The organism is Enterobacter cloacae complex sp. P1B, from assembly GCF_014982345.1.
Lineage (GTDB): Bacteria > Pseudomonadota > Gammaproteobacteria > Enterobacterales > Enterobacteriaceae > Enterobacter > Enterobacter bugandensis.
In genome coordinates this window covers 789678-809998 of sequence record NZ_JADCLF010000013.1, presented here as the reverse complement: position 1 = coordinate 809998, position 20321 = coordinate 789678, and the positions used below count along the sequence as shown (strand labels likewise).

At 55.8% G+C, this 20321-nt stretch carries 23 protein-coding genes and 1 other annotated feature; of the genes, 15 read left to right on the top strand and 8 right to left on the bottom strand.

Translation table 11 applies throughout. The annotated features are described in order from the left end of the window. Positions 1–39: 39 nt before the first annotated feature. On the bottom strand, positions 40–972 hold the full coding sequence (pfkB, locus tag INF77_RS16700; protein WP_041910452.1) for a 6-phosphofructokinase II: 933 nt from the start codon (positions 970–972) through the stop codon (positions 40–42). Between the two features lie 296 nt (positions 973–1268). On the opposite strand from pfkB, the gene INF77_RS16695 reads away from it, so the two are divergent. Continuing rightward, positions 1269–2027 (top strand): YdiY family protein, encoded by a 759-nt coding sequence (locus INF77_RS16695; RefSeq protein ID WP_028012813.1) that lies wholly within the window; start codon positions 1269–1271, stop codon positions 2025–2027. A gap of 101 nt (positions 2028–2128) precedes the next feature. Here the strand turns inward: INF77_RS16695 and yniD are convergent, their stop codons facing one another. Both yniD and yncL read right to left on the bottom strand, forming a co-directional pair. After that, positions 2129–2236, bottom strand: a complete 108-nt coding sequence (gene yniD / locus INF77_RS16690; protein ID WP_088205299.1) for a small membrane protein YniD — start codon at positions 2234–2236, stop codon at positions 2129–2131. A 97-nt stretch (positions 2237–2333) separates the two neighbouring features. After that, positions 2334–2426 carry a stress response membrane protein YncL gene (yncL, locus tag INF77_RS16685; RefSeq protein ID WP_071787459.1) on the bottom strand — a complete coding sequence of 31 codons (93 nt, stop codon included), beginning with the start codon at positions 2424–2426 and terminating at the stop codon, positions 2334–2336. Positions 2427–2748: 322 nt separating this feature from the next. Here yncL and thrS point away from each other — a divergent pair, with 322 nt between their 5' ends. The 14 genes from thrS to selO all read left to right on the top strand — a co-directional run bounded on the left by thrS (position 2749) and on the right by selO (position 15383). Then, a complete protein-coding gene (gene thrS / locus INF77_RS16680) occupies positions 2749–4677 on the top strand; it encodes a threonine--tRNA ligase (RefSeq protein ID WP_028012814.1) in 1929 nt (642 codons plus the stop codon). 3 nt (positions 4678–4680) lie between these two features. Next, positions 4681–5223 (top strand): translation initiation factor IF-3, encoded by a 543-nt coding sequence (infC, locus tag INF77_RS16675; RefSeq protein ID WP_023616141.1) that lies wholly within the window; start codon positions 4681–4683, stop codon positions 5221–5223. Between the two features lie 97 nt (positions 5224–5320). Beyond that, positions 5321–5518 (top strand): 50S ribosomal protein L35, encoded by a 198-nt coding sequence (gene rpmI, locus INF77_RS16670; RefSeq protein WP_003030583.1) that lies wholly within the window; start codon positions 5321–5323, stop codon positions 5516–5518. 50 nt (positions 5519–5568) lie between these two features. Further along, positions 5569–5925 (top strand): 50S ribosomal protein L20, encoded by a 357-nt coding sequence (gene rplT, locus INF77_RS16665; RefSeq protein WP_000124850.1) that lies wholly within the window; start codon positions 5569–5571, stop codon positions 5923–5925. A gap of 117 nt (positions 5926–6042) precedes the next feature. After that, positions 6043–6167, top strand: a sequence feature (Phe leader region). Beyond that, the gene (gene pheM / locus INF77_RS16660) at positions 6048–6092 is read left to right on the top strand and encodes a pheST operon leader peptide PheM (protein ID WP_001386830.1); all 45 of its coding nucleotides are present in this window, start codon (positions 6048–6050) and stop codon (positions 6090–6092) included. Its footprint overlaps the feature before it by 45 nt. Positions 6168–6229: 62 nt before the next feature. Next, positions 6230–7213 carry a phenylalanine--tRNA ligase subunit alpha gene (pheS, locus tag INF77_RS16655; RefSeq protein WP_010426091.1) on the top strand — a complete coding sequence of 328 codons (984 nt, stop codon included), beginning with the start codon at positions 6230–6232 and terminating at the stop codon, positions 7211–7213. Positions 7214–7228: 15 nt separating this feature from the next. Next, complete coding sequence (pheT, locus tag INF77_RS16650; protein ID WP_193532581.1) at positions 7229–9616, top strand: phenylalanine--tRNA ligase subunit beta; 2388 nt, start codon at positions 7229–7231, stop codon at positions 9614–9616. 4 nt (positions 9617–9620) lie between these two features. Beyond that, on the top strand, positions 9621–9920 hold the full coding sequence (gene ihfA, locus INF77_RS16645) for an integration host factor subunit alpha (RefSeq protein WP_003857805.1): 300 nt from the start codon (positions 9621–9623) through the stop codon (positions 9918–9920). 102 nt (positions 9921–10022) lie between these two features. After that, positions 10023–11003: a vitamin B12 ABC transporter permease BtuC gene (gene btuC, locus INF77_RS16640; RefSeq protein ID WP_193532580.1), complete on the top strand. Its 981-nt coding sequence runs from the start codon at positions 10023–10025 to the stop codon at positions 11001–11003. 22 nt (positions 11004–11025) lie between these two features. Further along, the gene (locus INF77_RS16635) at positions 11026–11577 is read left to right on the top strand and encodes a glutathione peroxidase (RefSeq protein ID WP_193532579.1); all 552 of its coding nucleotides are present in this window, start codon (positions 11026–11028) and stop codon (positions 11575–11577) included. Continuing rightward, entirely contained in the window at positions 11577–12332 is a 756-nt protein-coding gene (btuD, locus tag INF77_RS16630; RefSeq protein WP_047368358.1) for a vitamin B12 ABC transporter ATP-binding protein BtuD, read from the top strand. Before INF77_RS16635 ends, btuD begins: the two co-directional genes overlap by 1 nt. 74 nt (positions 12333–12406) lie before the next feature. Then, complete coding sequence (locus INF77_RS16625) at positions 12407–12871, top strand: C40 family peptidase (protein ID WP_028012820.1); 465 nt, start codon at positions 12407–12409, stop codon at positions 12869–12871. 291 nt (positions 12872–13162) lie between these two features. Further along, complete coding sequence (locus INF77_RS16620; protein ID WP_028012821.1) at positions 13163–13879, top strand: EAL domain-containing protein; 717 nt, start codon at positions 13163–13165, stop codon at positions 13877–13879. A gap of 61 nt (positions 13880–13940) precedes the next feature. After that, on the top strand, positions 13941–15383 hold the full coding sequence (gene selO / locus INF77_RS16615; protein ID WP_047368359.1) for a protein adenylyltransferase SelO: 1443 nt from the start codon (positions 13941–13943) through the stop codon (positions 15381–15383). Positions 15384–15426: 43 nt separating this feature from the next. On the opposite strand, the gene INF77_RS16610 is transcribed toward selO, so the two are convergent. Genes INF77_RS16610 through INF77_RS16590 form a run of 5 tightly spaced genes read right to left on the bottom strand, consistent with a single transcriptional unit; the run spans position 15427 to position 20201 of the window. Beyond that, complete coding sequence (locus INF77_RS16610) at positions 15427–16197, bottom strand: 3-hydroxybutyrate dehydrogenase (protein WP_047368360.1); 771 nt, start codon at positions 16195–16197, stop codon at positions 15427–15429. Positions 16198–16207: 10 nt separating this feature from the next. Beyond that, complete coding sequence (locus INF77_RS16605; protein ID WP_199886617.1) at positions 16208–17602, bottom strand: GntP family permease; 1395 nt, start codon at positions 17600–17602, stop codon at positions 16208–16210. Between the two features lie 41 nt (positions 17603–17643). Beyond that, positions 17644–18825, bottom strand: coding sequence for an acetyl-CoA C-acetyltransferase (locus INF77_RS16600; RefSeq protein WP_192978965.1), 1182 nt, complete (start codon positions 18823–18825; stop codon positions 17644–17646). A 9-nt stretch (positions 18826–18834) separates the two neighbouring features. Further along, the gene (locus INF77_RS16595) at positions 18835–19491 is read right to left on the bottom strand and encodes a CoA transferase subunit B (RefSeq protein ID WP_041910432.1); all 657 of its coding nucleotides are present in this window, start codon (positions 19489–19491) and stop codon (positions 18835–18837) included. A gap of 2 nt (positions 19492–19493) precedes the next feature. Beyond that, the gene (locus tag INF77_RS16590; RefSeq protein WP_028012827.1) at positions 19494–20201 is read right to left on the bottom strand and encodes a CoA transferase subunit A; all 708 of its coding nucleotides are present in this window, start codon (positions 20199–20201) and stop codon (positions 19494–19496) included. Positions 20202–20321 lie beyond the last annotated feature (120 nt).

Here is a 20321-nt window from a genome sequence, read left to right as displayed (position 1 = left end):
CCACAGATATCCCCCTCCACCAGGAGGGGGATATATCGGTTAGCTTCGTGACAGGTAATCGACGATTTTCTGCGTATCGGCAAGCGAACACAGGCGCGTTCCCTGATTGATGGTGGCGGCACTCCCCGCCGCGACGCCATAGCGCGTCATCTCCAGAAGTGATGCACCCTGCGCCAGCTTCAGCGCCATCGCGCCGACCATACTGTCGCCTGCGCCGACGGTGCTCTGGCTTTTCATTGGGGGCGGAACAACCTGCACAAAGCCCGTCTTGTCGACGGCCAGCGCACCCTGAGGACCGAGAGAGACGACAACGCGGTGCGCTTTGCCGCTGCGAACCAGTTCTTCTGCGGCAGTACGCACGTCATCCGGCTGGCTAAGTTCGCGATTAACAAGCGCACTCAGCTCTTTCTGGTTAGGCTTAACCAGCTCAAGCTGTCCGGGTTCTAATGCCGCCTGCAGGGCTTCGCCTGAACTGTCGACAATGCAGCGAATGCCGCGCTGAAGTACGGCATCAACCAGTGCTGTCAGCTTTTCTGTTTTGACGCCTGGCGGCAGGCTACCGCTGATGACCAGCAGCGAGCCGCTTTCAATGGTTAGCACCTTCTCTTCCAGCTGACGAAACTCATCATCGCTCAGCCTGGCGCCTGGCATAACGAAACGATACTGTTCCCCGCTGGACTCAACGTGGACATGCAGGTTCTGCCGGGTCCAGTCTTTGGCGTCAACGGTATCCACGGCAACCTGTTCATCGGCCAGCAAGGCAACAAGATGCTCCCCCGTTGCACCACCGGCCGGAAAGATGGCAGTCGCTTTACCACCGAGGTGGGTAATCGCGCGCGCAACGTTAATCCCGCCACCGCCCGGCTCAAATACGGGTGCGCTACAGCGTAGTTTACCTTCCGGGTAAATCTGCGGCGTTATGGTCGCGGAGTCGAGGGAAGGGGAGAGCGTCAGCGTATAAATAGAAGCCATCATAACCTCCTTTTAGCATGGGTTCTTTTAAGCCTGGCACCGATCGACAGGAAGGCAATGTAAATAACAGTATGATTTTAAAAATGAATGCTGACATAAATGCGATGAGGGATATATAAAATAAAACGCGTTTTGAGATCGTTCTTATTCAAAAAATGAAATAAGAAAATATTGCTATGTTATTTGCGCCTTTTTATAATTTGTTACCTTTCTCTGGACGCCTTGTCATTGATCCTCAAGAAAGTTTCCGAGACCGTGGTGGTCTCTTTTTTTGTTGTACGGACTCCTTAAATAAAATGAAGCTTTTGAAGACAGTACCCGCAGCACTGATGCTGGCGGGTGGCGTTTTTGCATCACTGAATGCAGCCGCCGATGACACCGTTTTTACTGTCATGGACGATCCCTCCACTGCCAAAAAACCGTTTGAAGGTAACCTGAACGCCGGGTATCTCGCGCAATCGGGTAACACGAAAAGCTCTTCTCTGACGGCGGACAGCACCCTGACCTGGTACGGCAATACCACTGCATGGTCGCTGTGGGGGAATGCCAGCAACACGTCCGCTAACGATGAACGCTCATCCGAGAAATACGCGGTCGGTGGACGTAGCCGTTACAACATGACCGACTATGACTACATCTTTGGTCAGGCAAGTTGGTTAACCGACCGCTTCAACGGCTATCGCCAGCGCGATGTGTTCACCGCCGGTTATGGTCGTCAGTTCCTGAATGGTCCGGTACACAGCCTCCGTTTCGAATTCGGTCCTGGTGTCCGCTATGACGAGTACACCAATGGCGAAAATGAAACCCAGCCGCTGGGCTATGCTTCAGGCACGTATGCCTGGCAGATGACCGACAACACAAAATTTACGCAGGGTGTTTCTGTGTTTGGTGCCGAGGATACGACGCTGAATTCCGAAAGCGCTTTGAATGTGGCTATCAATGAACACTTCGGTTTGAAATTGGCCTACAACGTGACCTGGAACTCTTCACCGCCAGAAACGGCACCGGATCATACCGATCGCAGAACCACGATTTCGCTGGGCTATAAAATGTAATCATAGCGGGCCGATGAAAGTGTCGGCCCGTTTTCATTATTATGGTTAACCCGCGCCAATAAACTCTCATCACGCGCCACGGCAATTATTTTTATTTGTACTTAGCCCCAAATCATTGCCGCCCACCGAAATAACAGCATTGCACCGCAGATGGCAACCAGCACCAGCACCATTTTCCAGTGTTTTACGGCAAATCGTTTTGTTGGCATAACCTAATCCTTGTTCGTTGATACGCATAGTCTATCAAACGGGGCCAAAAGATGCGCCTTCCCGGGAGCGATCGAGTTATGCCAACAAGGGGGCGGCTCAGAACCAGTGGAATCGTTCGGCGAGGATCAACACTAAACCTGTTGCGGAAAGGATGTTCAAAATCACAACCGTTCTACTGGATACATTCATGGTATGCACCTGTTGATATAAAAGGCATGTTCAAGAGTAGCCCAGCATGTCTGAAATGCGAGCGCCGGAGAGATGCAATCTGCAAATTTACGCTACGTGCCAGCCCATCATTCTGGCTGCAGAGGGTGCAATCTCCTTGCTGATAGTGTTAACATTACGTCGCTTGCCGTAAATCCGCATTAATCTGAATTCGGCAGGTGCATGATGACGAACCAATTTGACGATTGTTGGTCAGATGGTGTCGTAATCTATTGTCAAATCACGATTATTTTCTTTGTATATGCTCTTATGTGTGGGGCATCACTGCAAATAAGGATATAAAATGCCTGTAATTACTCTTCCTGATGGCAGCCAACGCCATTTCGACCACGCTGTTAGCCCTATGGATGTCGCCCTGGACATCGGTCCTGGCCTCGCGAAAGCGACCATCGCCGGCCGTGTTAACGGTGAGCTGGTTGATGCGTCCGATCTGATTGAAAACGATGCGACGCTTGCAATCATCACCGCGAAAGACGAAGAAGGTCTGGAGATCATTCGTCACTCCTGCGCACACCTGTTGGGTCATGCTATCAAGCAGCTGTGGCCAAACACCAAAATGGCGATCGGTCCGGTTATCGACAACGGTTTCTACTACGACGTTGATCTTGACCACACCCTGACCCAGGAAGATATCGACGCGCTCGAAAAACGTATGCACGAGCTCGCCGAGACCAACTATGACGTCATCAAGAAGAAAGTCAGCTGGCACGAAGCGCGTGAAACCTTCGTCAAGCGTGGCGAGAGCTATAAAGTCTCTATTCTCGATGAAAACATTGCTCATGATGACAAGCCTGGCTTGTACCATCACGAAGAATACGTCGACATGTGCCGTGGACCGCACGTGCCGAACATGCGCTTCTGTCATCATTTCAAACTGATGAAGATCGCCGGCGCCTACTGGCGTGGTGACAGCAACAACAAGATGTTGCAGCGTATCTATGGTACCGCGTGGGCGGATAAGAAAGCCCTGAACGCGTACCTGCAGCGCCTGGAAGAGGCCGCGAAGCGTGACCACCGTAAAATCGGTAAGCAGCTTGACCTGTACCACATGCAGGAAGAAGCGCCGGGTATGGTGTTCTGGCATAACGATGGCTGGACTATCTTCCGTGAACTGGAAACGTTTGTACGTTCCAAGCTGAAAGAGTACCAGTATCAGGAAGTGAAAGGCCCGTTCATGATGGACCGTGTGCTGTGGGAAAAAACCGGCCACTGGGACAACTATAAAGATGCGATGTTCACCACCTCGTCCGAGAACCGTGAATACTGCATCAAGCCAATGAACTGCCCGGGCCACGTTCAGATCTTCAACCAGGGTCTGAAATCCTACCGCGACCTGCCGCTGCGTATGGCGGAGTTCGGTAGCTGCCACCGTAACGAGCCATCAGGTGCGCTGCACGGTCTGATGCGCGTGCGTGGCTTTACGCAGGATGATGCGCATATCTTCTGTACTGAAGATCAGGTTCGTGATGAAGTTAACGCCTGTATTCGTATGGTCTACGATATGTACAGCACCTTTGGCTTCGAGAAGATCGTGGTCAAACTCTCAACGCGTCCGGAAAAACGTATCGGTAGCGATGAGACCTGGGATCGCGCAGAAGCGGATCTCGCCGTAGCGCTGGAAGAGAACGGTATTCCGTTCGAATACCAGCTGGGCGAGGGCGCATTCTACGGTCCGAAAATTGAATTTACCCTGTATGACTGCCTCGATCGCGCATGGCAGTGCGGTACTGTACAGCTGGACTTCTCCCTGCCGCAGCGTTTAAGCGCCTCTTATGTTGGCGAAGACAACGAGCGTCAGGTACCGGTCATGATTCACCGTGCTATTCTCGGTTCTCTGGAGCGCTTCATCGGCATCCTGACCGAAGAGTTCGCGGGCTTCTTCCCAACCTGGCTTGCGCCAGTGCAGGTCGTGGTGATGAACATTACCGATTCTCAGGCAGATTACGTTAAAGAATTGACGCAGAAACTACAAAATGCGGGCATTCGCGTAAAAGCAGACTTGAGAAATGAGAAGATTGGCTTTAAAATCCGCGAGCACACTTTACGTCGTGTCCCGTATATGTTGGTCTGTGGTGATAAAGAGGTGGAAGCAGGCAAAGTTGCCGTTCGCACCCGCCGTGGTAAAGACCTGGGCAGCCTGGACGTAAGTGAAGTGATTGAGAAGCTGCAACAAGAGATTCGCAGCCGCAGTCTTCAACAACTGGAGGAATAAGGTATTAAAGGCGGAAAACGAGTTCAAACGGCACGTCCGAATCGTATCAATGGCGAGATTCGCGCCCAGGAAGTTCGCTTAACAGGTCTGGAAGGCGAGCAGCTGGGGATTGTGAGTCTGAGAGAAGCGATCGAAAAGGCTGAAGAAGCTGGAGTAGATTTAGTTGAAATCAGCCCTAACGCCGAACCGCCAGTTTGTCGTATCATGGACTACGGCAAGTTCCTTTATGAAAAGAGTAAGTCTTCTAAGGAACAGAAGAAGAAGCAAAAAGTTATCCAGGTTAAGGAAATCAAATTCCGTCCTGGTACCGACGATGGCGATTATCAGGTAAAACTCCGCAGCCTGATTCGCTTTCTGGAAGATGGCGATAAGGCCAAGATCACACTGCGTTTCCGCGGTCGTGAGATGGCCCACCAACAGATTGGTATGGAAGTGCTTAACCGCGTCCGTGACGATCTGAGTGAACTGGCAGTAGTCGAATCCTTCCCTACGAAGATCGAAGGCCGCCAGATGATCATGGTGCTCGCTCCTAAGAAGAAACAGTAAGGCCTTCAAGCAGCAAAATCTGTGGAGCCTTCGGGTTTCATAGGTTTTGTTCGCCTATGTTTCGTTTATTTAACAATGCGAAGTGGAAGTTATTAAGATGCCAAAAATTAAGACCGTACGCGGTGCTGCTAAGCGCTTCAAAAAAACCGGTGGTGGTGGATTTAAGCGTAAGCACGCAAACCTGCGTCATATTCTGACCAAAAAATCTACTAAGCGTAAACGTCACCTGCGTCCAAAAGGCCTTGTTTCTAAAGGCGATCTGGGTCTGGTTATCGCGTGCCTGCCGTACGCATAAGCCGTTAACGTTTAATTTTTTACTAAGAATATAGATACAGGAGAGCACATATGGCTCGCGTAAAACGTGGTGTAATTGCACGTGCACGTCACAAGAAAATTTTGAAACAAGCTAAAGGCTACTACGGTGCGCGTTCACGCGTATACCGCGTTGCCTTCCAGGCTGTTATCAAAGCAGGTCAGTACGCTTACCGTGACCGTCGTCAGCGTAAGCGTCAGTTCCGTCAACTGTGGATTGCGCGTATCAACGCAGCAGCACGTCAGAACGGTATTTCTTACAGCAAATTCATCAACGGCCTGAAAAAAGCCTCTGTTGAAATCGACCGTAAGATCCTGGCTGACATCGCAGTATTCGACAAAGTAGCGTTCACCGCTCTGGTCGAAAAAGCGAAAGCAGCACTGGCATAAGCCAGTTGAGAGAGGGGGCCTGGCTCCCTCTTTTCATTTAACACCATCAGAAGATTGACATTTATCCGTGCAGGCTTTTCAATAAGGTCTTACCGGTTTTTACCCAACAAGGTAACGCAAGCATGAATGCTGCTATTTTCCGCTTCTTCTTTTACTTTAGCACCTGACTCCAGGAGGCTAGCGCGTGAAAGATGAAACGAAAAACAGCGCCAGATAAGCCTCCCGATGGAGGCTTTTTTTGTGCCTGAATTTGAGAGAATAACTCCACCAAATCGGTGTCTGCACCGACATAATGAGGAAAATCATGTCACATCTCGCAGAGCTGGTTGCCAGTGCAACAGCCGCCATTAATCAGGCCTCAGATGTTGCCGCGTTAGACAATGTCCGCGTCGAATATCTTGGGAAGAAAGGGCACCTGACCCTTCAAATGACAACCCTGCGTGAACTGCCGCCAGAAGAACGCCCGGCAGCGGGTGCGGTGATTAACGAAGCCAAAGAGCAGGTTCAGCAGGCGCTGAACGCGCGTAAGGCCGAGCTGGAGAGCGCGGTACTAAACGCGCGTCTTGCGGCAGAAACCATCGACGTTTCTCTGCCGGGTCGCCGTATTGAAAACGGTGGTCTGCATCCGGTTACCCGTACTATCGATCGTATTGAAAGTTTCTTCGGTGAGCTCGGCTTTACCGTGGCGACTGGCCCGGAAATCGAAGATGATTACCACAACTTCGACGCCCTGAACATTCCTGGCCATCATCCGGCACGCGCTGACCACGACACTTTCTGGTTTGACGCGACGCGTCTGCTGCGTACCCAGACCTCTGGCGTTCAGATCCGTACCATGAAGGATCAGGAACCGCCAATCCGCATCATCGCGCCGGGCCGCGTGTATCGTAACGACTACGATCAGACCCACACCCCAATGTTCCACCAGATGGAAGGTCTGATTGTTGATAAAAACATCAGCTTCACCAACCTGAAGGGCACGCTGCACGATTTCCTGAACAACTTCTTTGAGGAAGATTTGCAGGTTCGTTTCCGTCCGTCCTACTTCCCGTTCACCGAACCGTCTGCGGAAGTTGACGTGATGGGTAAAAACGGCAAATGGCTGGAAGTGCTGGGCTGCGGCATGGTGCATCCAAACGTGCTGCGCAACGTGGGTATCGATCCGGAAGTATACTCCGGCTTTGCCTTCGGCATGGGCATGGAGCGTCTGACCATGTTGCGCTACGGCGTGACCGACTTACGTGCATTCTTCGAAAACGATCTGCGTTTCCTCAAACAGTTTAAATAAGGGCAGGACAGAACAATGAAATTCAGTGAACTGTGGTTACGCGAATGGGTTAACACCACGCTGGACAGCGAAGCGCTTTCCAACCAGATCACCATGGCGGGCCTGGAAGTTGACGGCGTTGAGCCGGTTTCCGGTGCCTTCAACGGCGTCGTGGTGGGTGAAGTAGTCGAGTGCGGCCAGCACCCTAACGCTGACAAACTGCGCGTGACAAAAGTGAACGTAGGTGGCGACCGTCTGCTGGATATCGTCTGCGGTGCGCCAAACTGCCGTCAGGGCCTGAAGGTGGCCGTGGCGACCGTCGGTGCCGTACTGCCGGGTGATTTCAAAATCAAAGCGGCCAAGCTGCGCGGTGAGCCGTCTGAAGGCATGCTGTGCTCCTTCTCCGAGCTGGGTATTTCCGACGACCACAACGGCATCATCGAGCTGCCGCTGGATGCGCCAGTGGGCACCGATATCCGTGAATACCTGAAGCTTGATGACAATACTATCGAAATCAGCGTCACGCCAAACCGTGCCGACTGCTTAGGTATTATCGGCGTGGCGCGCGACGTGGCCGTACTGAACCAGACCGAACTCAACGCGCCGGAGATTGTGCCGGTTGAAGCGACCATCAGTGACGTGCTGCCGATTCAGGTTGACGCTGCTGATGCCTGCCCGCGCTACCTCGGTCGCGTGGTAAAAGGCATTAATGTTAAAGCGCCAACCCCGCTTTGGATGAAAGAGAAGCTGCGCCGCTGCGGTATCCGCTCAATCGACGCCGTGGTTGACGTCACTAACTACGTTCTGCTGGAGCTGGGCCAGCCGATGCACGCGTTCGATAAAGATCGTATCGAAGGCGGCATCGTTGTGCGCATGGCGAAAGAGGGGGAAACCCTGGTGCTGCTGGACGGCACAGAAGCCAAACTGAACGCCGACACCCTTGTGATTGCTGACCACAGCAAAGCGCTGGCGATGGGCGGTATCTTTGGTGGCGAACACTCTGGCGTCAACGACGAAACGCAAAACGTTCTGCTGGAGTGTGCGTTCTTCAGCCCGCTCTCCATCACCGGCCGCGCGCGCCGTCACGGCCTGCACACCGACGCCTCTCACCGCTACGAGCGCGGCGTTGATCCGGCGCTGCAGTACAAAGCGATGGAGCGTGCAACCCGCCTGCTGATCGACATCTGCGGCGGCGAAGCGGGCCCGGTTATTGACGTCACCAACGAAGCGACCCTGCCGAAGCGTGCGACCATTACCCTGCGCCGCAGCAAGCTGGATCGCCTGATTGGTCACCACGTTGCCGACGCGCAGGTGACCGACATCCTGACGCGCCTGGGCTGCGAAGTGACCGAAGGTCAGGACGAGTGGAAAGCCGTTGCGCCGTCATGGCGTTTCGACATGGAAATTGAAGAAGATCTGGTGGAAGAAGTGGCCCGTGTTTACGGTTACAACAACATCCCTGACGAGCCTGTGCAGGCGGGTCTGGTGATGGGCGCCCACCGTGAAGCCAACCTGTCCCTGAAGCGTGTGAAAACCATGCTGAACGACAAAGGCTACCAGGAAGTGATCACCTACAGCTTCGTTGATCCTAAGCTGCAGCAGCTGATCCACCCGGGTCAGGAAGCGCTGATCCTGCCAAGCCCAATCTCCAGCGAAATGTCTGCGATGCGTCTGTCCCTGTGGACGGGCCTGCTGGGGACTATCGTTTACAACCAGAACCGCCAGCAAAACCGCGTACGCATTTTCGAAAGCGGTTTGCGCTTTGTGCCGGATAATCAGGCAAATTTAGGCATCCGTCAGGATCTCATGCTGGCTGGTGCCATCAGCGGTAACCGCTACGAAGAGCACTGGGACCTGGCAAAAGGCACGGTTGATTTCTACGATATGAAGGGCGATCTGGAAGCGATTCTGGATCTGACCGGTAAATTATCTGAAATTGAATTCCGCGCGGAAGCGATTCCTGCGCTCCATCCGGGCCAGAGCGCGGCGATTTATTTAGACGGCAAACGCGTTGGTTTCATTGGCGTTGTCCACCCGGAACTGGAGCGTAATCTGGACCTGAACGGCCGTACCATCGTGTTCGAGCTGGAGTGGAGCCCGGTTGCAGACCGCGTCATTCCTCAGGCGCAGGACGTCTCCCGCTTCCCGGCGAACCGCCGTGATATCGCGGTTGTGGTCGCTGAAAACGTGCCCGCAGCAGATATTTTGGCCGAATGTAAGAAAGTTGGCGTAAATCAGGTAGTTGGCGTAAACTTATTTGACGTGTACCGCGGCAAGGGCGTAGCAGAAGGTTTCAAGAGCCTCGCTATCAGCCTTATCCTTCAGGATACCAGCCGTACACTCGAAGAAGAGGAGATTGCCGCTACCGTCGCCAAATGTGTAGAGGCATTAAAAGAGCGATTCCAGGCATCATTGAGGGATTGAACCTATGGCGCTTACAAAAGCTGAAATGTCAGAATATCTGTTTGATAAGCTTGGGCTTAGCAAACGGGATGCCAAAGAGCTGGTAGAGCTGTTTTTCGAAGAGATCCGTCGTGCTCTGGAAAATGGTGAGCAGGTAAAACTCTCCGGTTTTGGCAATTTTGATTTGCGAGACAAAAACCAACGTCCGGGCCGTAACCCGAAGACGGGGGAAGATATTCCCATTACAGCCCGCCGCGTGGTGACCTTCAGACCCGGCCAGAAGTTAAAGAGCCGCGTCGAAAACGCAACGCCTAAAGCAGAGTAATATGAACTAACCAAAAAGGCCGCCCACGCGGCCTTTTTTCTTTGCGCTCTCCGGCAAACACGCCGTAAAATCAATTACATCACTCGCTAACAAACCGTACACATGCTTGATTATGCTCATCGCCAGCACCGTTCCGATCGGCGTCGCCTGCTTCTGCTGGTGCTGCTGCTTATTCTTGCCGCGGGTATTAGCCTCTGCGCAGGCGACAGCTGGATCGGGCCTGAAAGCTGGCTGGGGCCTGACGGGCAGCTCTTCGTCTGGCAAATTCGCCTGCCGCGCACCGTCGCGGTGATCCTGGTCGGCGCCGCGCTGGCGCTGTCTGGCACTATTATGCAGGCACTGTTCGAAAACCCGCTGGCGGAGCCCGGCCTGCTGGGGGTGTCGAACGGTGCAGGCGTCGGGCTGATTGCGGCGGTGATGCTGGGCGGGGGAGGACTCTCCGGCTGGAGCATTAGCCTGAGCGCCATTCTCGGCGCACTGCTGATCACAATCATTCTTCTTCGCTTCGCCAGACGGCACCTGTCGACCAGCCGGCTGCTGCTTGCCGGCGTCGCGCTGGGGATCATCTGTAGCGCGCTGATGACCTGGGCGGTCTACTTCTCGACCTCCTTTGACCTGCGTCAGCTCATGTACTGGATGATGGGCGGCTTTGGCGGCGTTGACTGGCACCAGGGCTGGCTAATGGCGCTGCTGGTGCCGGTCATCGCGTGGGCTGCGCTGCAGGCCCAGCCGCTGAATCGGCTCGCGCTGGGGGAAATCTCTGCCCGCCAGCTCGGCATGCCGATTGGTTTCTGGCGTAACGTACTGGTCATTGCCATTGGCTGGCTGGTAGGCGTGAGCGTGGCCCTGGCGGGGGCGATTGGTTTTATCGGGCTGGTCATTCCGCACATGCTGCGTCTTTGCGGCTTCACGGATCATCGAACCTTGCTTCCGGCCTCGGCGGTTGCCGGGGCAGCCACGCTGCTGGTGGCCGACATCATCGCCCGTCTCGCCCTGAAGGCTGCAGAATTGCCTGTTGGCGTGGTGACCGCAACGCTGGGCGCGCCAGTCTTTATCTGGCTACTATTAAAAGCTGGACGTTAAATCGACAACCTGAGGAAATGCTATGCAGTCAGATATCCTGAATACCGAAGTGACCACCATTGATGGGGATAACACCACGCTGGAAAGCTACAAAGGCAAGGTGTTGCTCATCGTCAACGTGGCATCGAAATGCGGCCTGACGCCGCAGTACGAGCAGCTGGAGAATATTCAGAAGGCCTGGGAGAAAGACGGTTTTACCGTGTTGGGCTTCCCGTGCAACCAGTTCCTGGGCCAGGAGCCGGGCAGCGAAGAAGAGATCAAAACCTTCTGCAACACCACTTATGGCGTGACGTTCCCGATGTTCAGCAAAATTGACGTCAACGGTGAAGACCGCCATCCGCTGTATGCGAAGCTGATTGCCGCCGCGCCGAAGGCCGTTGCGCCGGAAGAGAGCGGTTTTTACGAGCGCATGGCCAGCAAAGGCCGCGCGCCGCTCTATCCGGACGATATTCTGTGGAACTTCGAAAAATTCCTGATTGGTCGTGACGGCCAGGTCGTTCAGCGTTTTTCGCCGGATATGACGCCTGAGGACCCGATCGTCATGGAATCTATTAAGCTGGCGCTGGCGAAATAATGTCGCTGCTGATGCAGCTCACGGACGTCGCCGAGAAGGGGCGTCTGGAGCCGGTAACCTGCGACATCAATTCGGGTGAAATCCTGCATCTCGTCGGGCCAAACGGCGCGGGTAAAAGCACGCTGCTGGCGCGGATGGCGGGGCTGACCACCGGGCCAGGGCAGATTACGCTGCTGGAACATGCTTTGGTCGACTGGTCACCCGCCTCGCTGGCCCACCGGCGCAGCTACCTGGTGCAGCAGCAGGTACCGCCTTTTGCGATGCCGGTCTGGCATTATCTGATGCTGCATCTGCACGACAAACAGCATACGGCACTGCTGGAGGAAGTGGCTGCGGCGTTAGGGCTGGAAGATAAACTGTCCCGGCATGCCAGCCAGCTTTCCGGGGGGGAGTGGCAGCGGGTGCGTCTGGCGGCGGTCATTCTGCAGATCCATCCCGCGGGCAATCCTCACGGGAGGATGCTGCTGCTGGATGAACCGATGAGCGGTCTGGATGTTGCCCAGCAGGCGGCGCTGGATAGCCTGCTAAGCGCTCTGAGCAGGAAAGGTATCGCCGTAGTGATGAGCAGCCACGATCTTAACCATACGTTACGTCACGCCCATCGCGTGTGGCTCCTGTCGCGCGGCAGGATGATCGCCAGCGGTACGCGGGATCGGGTCCTTACGCCGCCAAATCTTGCCCGCGCCTACAACATGTCGTTCCGCAGGCTGGATATAGAGGGACATAAGATGCTGATTTCTACCGGGCAGGAGTAACCGTTTCTTGCCTGCGAACACAATTGCACGCTAAATTACCAAAAGAACAATAAAAGCAGAGGATTCGTCTGAAAATGCGATTCTGGTTTCTCTTCGTGGCGGCACTCTTTCTTGCGGGATGCAGCAGCCATCGTGCACCGCCGCCTAATCCGCGGCTATCGGATTCTATCACCGTTATTGCCAGCCTTAACGATCAGCTGAGCAACTGGCGCGGCACGCCTTATCGCTACGGCGGCATGAGCCGCGGCGGGGTGGACTGCTCAGGCTTTGTCCTGATGACGTTTCGTGACAAGTTTGATTTACAGCTTCCGCGAGACACGCGCAAGCAGGCGGAAATAGGCACTGAAATTGATAAAGACGATCTCCTTCCCGGTGACCTGGTCTTTTTCAAAACCGGCTCGGGAGAAAGCGGCCTGCATGTTGGGATATATGATACAGACAACCAGTTTATTCATGCCTCTACCAGCCGCGGCGTGATGCGCTCTTCTCTCGATAACGTGTACTGGCGTAAAAATTTCTGGCAGGCGCGACGTATTTAGACTGCCCGAACACGTTTCTTATGTCGGCATGGTAACTATTAAACCATGCCGTTTTTCTCAAATAAGCTGATTAAAGTTAAATTTACCTAAATTAGCAACATCCTTATGTGTCTGTTTTATCTAAAACTGGCTATTACTCAGTAACCAGGATAAGATTATTTTAGATTCAGGGATAAATCTGAAAATTAATACGGAACTAATGAAATTAAACTTATTAAAATCAAGACAGTGGAATTGTGTCAGCAATTGCTCCAGGATGTCCTCTCTCATCTTTAATGCGGGGCGAGTGCAATGATTATTACGCTAGATAATGCTTACCAGTCTGAACTGATGCTTCTGCCTGCCCGTAATAGCGCAGGCGAGCTAAAAGGTTTAGAAATACTGGTTAACTTTACTGGCGTCGGCACCGATGTGAGGATCCCCACTGAGCTCGTTATCCCTCGGCTTTCAGCGGCAGAGGAGTTAGCGCTGTTTAACGAAAAACTGCAATTGCTTGATACCTGTAAACTGTTTTTTATTCAGCATCAGTTAATTGCATGGATCAATATTACACCAGCAATTGTTGAGTTTTTATTAAGTAATGGGAATGCTGTTTCAATTCTTGAGCGTTATCCGTTTCTTGAGTTTACTGTTAATGAGAACTATCCAGGTTTAAATAACGGAAAGGACGATCTGCAGCTGGCAAGAATGGCGATCCATTTTCCATTGGTGCTGGCAAACTTTGGAGCCGGTGCTGCATCGCTTAAGGCCGTCTATGATGGATTATTTAAACGGGTTATTCTTGATAAAGGATTCATCCAGCAGCGTGCTTCTGAGCTTTCTTTCGAGCCTTTTATGCGCGCGATCCTCTGGCAAATAACGCCGCACTGCCAGTCGGTGATCGTCTCCGGCATTGACGACCACGGTTTGCTGCAGCGCGTTCTGTCCTTCAATTTTGGTGCCATGCAGGGTGCGCTCTGGCCAGCCGTCTCGGCGGAGCACGTCACGACGCTCGTTCAGCAGCGATAACCCTGCCTTTCGCCCGTGTTTAAGTCCGGGTAAACCCTCTACACTAAAGGCAGGAGGACTTATGACCCTGTCTTTTACTGCTCACTGGCATGACGAGTTGCCTGGCTTTTACACCGCACTCAAACCAACACCGTTACATAATTCACGTCTTATCTGGCATAACGAACGGCTGGCCGATGAGCTGGCCATTCCGCCCGATCTGTTTCAGCGTTCAGACAGTGCTGGCGTCTGGGGAGGCGAGACGCTTCTCCCCGGTATGCAGCCTCTGGCTCAGGTCTATAGCGGACACCAGTTTGGCGTCTGGGCGGGGCAGCTGGGTGACGGCAGGGGGATCCTGCTCGGCGAACAACGGCTTCCCAACGGGGAGACGGTTGACTGGCATCTGAAAGGCGCAGGTCTTACCCCTTACTCACGGATGGGCGACGGGCGCGCGGTATTGCGGTCAACGATACGCGAAAGTCTGGCATCCGAAGCGATGCATGCGCTGGGGATTCCCACCACCCGCGCGCTGTCGATCGTCACCAGCGACACGCCGGTGACGCGCGAAACGGTGGAAAAGGGGGCGATGCTGATGCGCATTGCGCAAAGCCATCTCCGCTTTGGTCATTTTGAGCACTTTTACTATCGCCGCGAGCCGGACAAGGTTCGCCAGCTCGCGGACTTCGCCATTCGCCACCACTGGGCGCATCTGCAGGATGAGGCGGATAAATACGTTCTCTGGTTCCGGGACGTGGTTGCCCGTACCGCCACGATGATTGCGCGCTGGCAAACGGTAGGCTTTGCTCATGGGGTCATGAACACGGACAATATGTCGATTCTCGGCCTGACCTTTGATTACGGTCCGTTTGGTTTCCTGGACGATTATCAGCCGGGGTATATCTGCAACCATTCCGACTATCAGGGGCGTTACAGCTTTGATAATCAGCCGGCGGTTGGGCTGTGGAACCTCCAGCGGCTTGCACAAACCTTATCGCCGTTTATCGACGTTGATGCCCTGAACGATGCGCTCGACAGCTATCAGGACCTTTTGCTGCGGGAATACGGCACGCTGATGCGTAACAAGCTGGGGCTGATGACCCAGGAGAAGGGCGACAACGACATCCTCAACGGCCTGTTTACCCTGATGGCGCGTGAAGGGAGCGATTACACCCGCACCTTCCGAATGCTGGGCCAGACGGAGCAGCACAGCGCCGCCTCGCCGCTGCGCGACGAGTTTATTGACCGTCAGGCGTTTGACGACTGGTTTGCACAGTACCGCACGCGGCTGCAGCAGGAGCAGGTAGACGACGCTACCCGTCAGGCGCAGATGAACGCAGCGAATCCCGCGATGGTATTACGCAACTGGCTGGCACAGCGGGCGATTGAGCAGGCAGAGCAGGGTGAGTACGACGAGTTACACCGGCTGCATCTGGCGTTGCGCACGCCGTTTGCCGACCGGGATGATGACTACGTCAGCCGCCCGCCCGACTGGGGCAAGCGGCTGGAGGTCAGCTGCTCAAGCTAGCGATTTTAGCCGGGCGGCGACGTTGCCTTACCCGGCCTGTTCATCACTGAGCAACCCAGCCGCCATCCATATTCCACGCAGCGCCGCGAACGTTCACGGCGCCGTCGCTGCACAAAAACAGCGCCAGCTCGCCCAGTTGTTCCGGGGTAACAAATTCCCCTGAAGGCTGTTTCTCCGCCAGAAGCTGTTCGCGAGCCTGCTCCGGCGGTACGCCATCCGCGATACGTTTGTCGATTTGCTGCTGCACCAGCGGGGTCAGTACCCAGCCGGGGCAAATAGTATTGGCGGTAATACCCGTGCGGGCGGTTTCCAGCGCCAGGGATTTGGTAAAGCCCACCACGCCGTGCTTGGCCGCAACGTAGGCCGATTTCTCTTTCGACGCGACCAGCCCGTGAACGGAGGCGATATTGATGACGCGCCCCCAGTTTTTATCCCGCATGGTCGGCAGCGCCAGCCGGCTGGTGTGAAACACCGCGGAAAGATTAATGGCGATAATGTCGTTCCATTTCTCTACCGGGAAGGCGTCAACCGGAGCCACGTGCTGGATCCCGGCGTTGTTCACAAGAATGTCCACGCCGCCAAACTGCGATTCGGCGTAGCGCATCATGGCCTCAATCTGCAATACGTCCCGCAGATCCGCATCGTGATAGCCCGGCTTTTTGCCCAGTTGCGCAATCTCTTCTCGTGCCGATCCGCTGTCGCCGAAGCCGTTGAGGATCAGCTGCGCGCCCGCCTTCGCCAGCACGCGGGCGATCCCCAGACCAATGCCGCTGGTTGAGCCGGTGACCAGGGCGGTTTTACCGTTCAGATTCATTTTTCTCTCCTTACACAATGCCGGTCAGATAGAACACGGCAATGACAAAAAGTACTGCCAGACTTTTAATGATGGTGATAGCGAAAATGCCGCCGTAGGCCTGGCGATGGCTCAGGCCGGTGATAGCCAGCAGAGTAATCACCGCCCCGTTATGGGGAAGGGTATCCATCCCGCCGCTCGCCATCGAGGCCACGCGGTGCAGCACCTCAAGCGGGATATTGGCCGCATGGGCGGCGGCGACAAACGAGTCGGACATGGCGGCAAGGGCAATACTCATCCCGCCGGACGCCGAACCGGTGATCCCCGCGAGCACGGTCACGCTGATGGCCTCATTTAGCAGCGGATTCGGAATGGCCGCCAGCGCTTTGGATAACACCAGGAACCCAGGCAGCGCCGCGATAACCGCGCCGAAACCGTATTCCGAGGCGGTATTCATCGCCGCCAGAATGGCTCCGCTCACCGCTGTTCGGCTGCCTTCAGCCAGACGCCCCCGGATATTGCGAAAGCCAAAAATCAGCACCAGCACGATACCGGCGATCAGCGCCGCCTCCACGGCCCAGATGGCGGTGATCTTGCCCACCTCGGTCACAATCGGTTTCGCCAGGCCGGGCAGGGTAAGCTCGTGACTCACGCCGTACCAGCCGGGGATCCAGCGGGTAAACAGCAGGTTCAGTATGCCCACCACCAGCAGCGGAGAGATAGCAATCAGCGGATGCGGGAGATTAATGTTATCCGGCGTCTCGGGTTCATTTTTCAGATCCGTGCCGTAACCTTCATTATTATTGAGCGCCTTCCGGCGCTGGCGCTCCAGCCAGAGCAGGCCAAAGATGATAATAAACAGAGAGCCGATAAGCCCCAGCCACGGGGCCGCCCAGGCGTTCGTGCCGAAGAAGCTGGTGGGGATGATATTCTGGATCTGCGGCGTGCCGGGCAGGGCGTCCATGGTAAACGAGAATGCCCCCAGCGCCACGGTGGCCGGGATCAGCCGCTTAGGGATGCCGCTCTGGCGAAACAGCTCGGCGGCAAACGGGTACACCGCAAACGCCACCACGAACAGCGAAACGCCGCCGTAGGTTAACAGCGCGCATACCAGGACAATCACCGGGATGGCGTGTCGACGCCCGAGGATCTGGATTGCGGCGGCGACGATGGAGCGTGAGAAGCCGGAAAGCTCAATCAGCTTACCAAACACCGCACCCAGCAGGAACACCGGGAAGTAGAGCTTGACGAAGCCCACCATCTTTTCCATAAACAGGCCGGTAAACGTCGGGCCGACGGCACCCGGATCGGTCAGCAGCACGGCACCGAGCGCCGCGATCGGCGCAAACAAAATAACGCTGTATCCGCGGTAGGCCGCCAGCATCAGCAGAGCCAGCGCCGCCAGGGCTATTAACACACTCATTATGACTCCTCACTTTACTTATTATTCGGGTACCAACGAGAGGTTTAACGCTCGACGGTCAGGGCAATGCCTTGTCCGCCGCCTACGCACAGGGTGACGAGCCCTTTTTTAACGTCACGGCGCTGCATTTCGTACAGCAGGGTCACGAGGATTCGGCAGCCGGAAGCACCAATCGGATGGCCCAGGGCGATGGCACCGCCGTTAACGTTGACCTTGTGCTCATCCCAGCCGAGCTGCTGGCCCACCGCCAGCGCCTGGGCGGCAAAGGCTTCATTGGCTTCAATGAGGTCCACCTCGTCGAGCGTCCAGCCAGCCCGCGCTAGCGCCGTCCGGCAGGCGCTGACCGGGCCCATGCCCATTACTGACGGGTCAACGCCCGTCACGGCGTAACTCACGATGCGGCCAAGGACAGGCAATCCGCTCTCCCGCGCCTTTTCCTCGCTCATCAGCAGCACCGCGGCGGCACCGTCGTTGAGCGTGGAGGCATTCCCCGCCGTGACGGTGCCTTCCTCGTGCAAAAAGGCGGGGCGCAACTGCGCAAGCTGCTCTGCAGTAGTGCCTGGTCGGGGCTGTTCGTCACGATCAATAACCAGCGGCGGCTTTTTACCCTGTTTCACCGTCACCGGCGCTATCTCGGCGTCAAGCCGGCCGGACTCAATGGCGGACGCCGCTTTTTGCTGCGAGCGGGCGGCGAATGCGTCCTGCTGCTCGCGGGAAATGTCATACTCGCGGGCGACGTTTTCAGCGGTGATCCCCATGTGGTAATCGTTGAATGCGTCCCACAGGCCGTCGGTAATCATGCTGTCCTTGAGACCCGCATGCCCGAAACGCAGCCCGGCACGTGCGCCGTCCAGCAGATACGGGGCGTTGCTCATGCTCTCCTGACCGCCGGCGATAACCACCTCCGCGTCGCCGCAGCGGATCGCCTGGGCGGCGAGCTGGACCGCTTTTAAGCCCGCGCCGCACACCAGGTTGACGGTGGTCGCCGGCGTGCTGACGGGCAACCCGGCGCCGATGGCCGTCTGGCGGGCGGGGTTTTGCCCGCATCCGGCCGTCAGCACCTGGCCGAAAATCGTTTCATCTACCTGTTCGGCGCTGAGACCACTGTTCTCCAGCAGACGCCGTACCGTGACGGCCCCAAGCTCAACCGCAGAAAGGGACGAGAGCGATCCGCGAAAACTGCCAATGGGGGTTCGCGTTGCCCCGACAATCATGACCTTTTTCATGCTGACCCCTCAGGTGAAGCGCATCTCGCGCACGTCGTCCGCCACAATGATTTTCCCTGCCGTTTTACGCACGATCTCGTCAATACTGACGCCCGGGGCGTATTCCCGCAGGATGAACGCGCCGTCCTGAATTTCCAGCAGCGCGAGATCGGTCAGGACCCGACGGATACAGCCCGCGCCCGTGAGCGGAAGCGTGCAGCGCGGCAGCAGCTTCGACTCACCGCTCTTTGAGGCGTGGGTCATCACCACGATGATGTTCTGCGCCCCGGCAACGAGATCCATCGCGCCGCCCATGCCCTTCACCATCTTTCCGGGGATCATCCATGAGGCGATGTTGCCCTCCACGTCCACTTCAAATGCGCCCAGCACGGTCAGGTCCACGTGGCCGCCGCGGATCATGGCAAACGACTGGGCCGAGTCGAAAATGGCCGCGCCGGTCCGCGCGGTCACGGTCTGTTTACCGGCGTTGATCATGTCAGGATCAAGGGTTTGCTCGTCGGGAAAAGCCCCCATCCCCAGCAGGCCGTTTTCCGACTGCAGCATCACGTCCATCCCGTCCGGAATGTAGTTCGCCACCAGGGTAGGGATGCCGATCCCCAGGTTGACGTAATAACCGTCACGCAGCTCGCGGGCGACGCGCATGGCCATCTGTTCACGGGTTAACATCGTCACACTCCTTGCGCGCGCAGGGTGCGCTGCTCAATGCGTTTTTCGAACTGGCCGACAATCAGCCTGTCGACGTAAATTCCCGGGGTGTGAATGGCCGACGGGGGCAGTTCACCCGGCGGAACAATCTCTTCCACCTCCACCACCGTGATCCGGCCCGCCGTTGCCATCAGTGGATTAAAGTTTTGCGCGGTATGGCGATAGATGACGTTGCCGTACCAGTCCGCTTTCCATCCCTTGATCAGCGCGAAGTCACCGACGATCGCCTCCTCGAGGATGTAGTGCTTCCCCGCGAACTGGCGCACGTCCTTGCCGGTCGCCACGGGCGTGCCGTAGCCGGTGGCCGTATAAAACGCCGGAATACCGGCCCCGCCCGCGCGCACCTTTTCCGCCAGCGTGCCCTGCGGCGTAAGCTCAATTTCCAGCTCGCCGCTCAGCACCTGCTGCTCAAACAGCGCGTTCTCGCCGACGTAAGAGGCCACCACTTTGCGAACCTGCCGCGTTTCGAGCAGTATCCCCAGGCCGAATCCATCCACGCCGCAGTTGTTTGACACCACGGTCAAATCTCTCACCTGACGGCGTCGGACCTCCGCAATCAGGTTCTCCGGAATGCCGCACAGGCCGAAGCCGCCCGCCAGCAAGGTCATTCCGTCCGTCAGCCCGTCCAGCGCCTGCGCATAGCTGCCGACGCGCTTATCCAGTCCTGCCATAGTCATCCCTCCCGTTAACCGTGCCGGTATCATTAGGGGCGGCGACTCATTTGTTAATTTTGAATTTGTGACCCACTCATTTGGTTTTCTTATTAGTTTCCTGTTAACTAATTCTTTTCA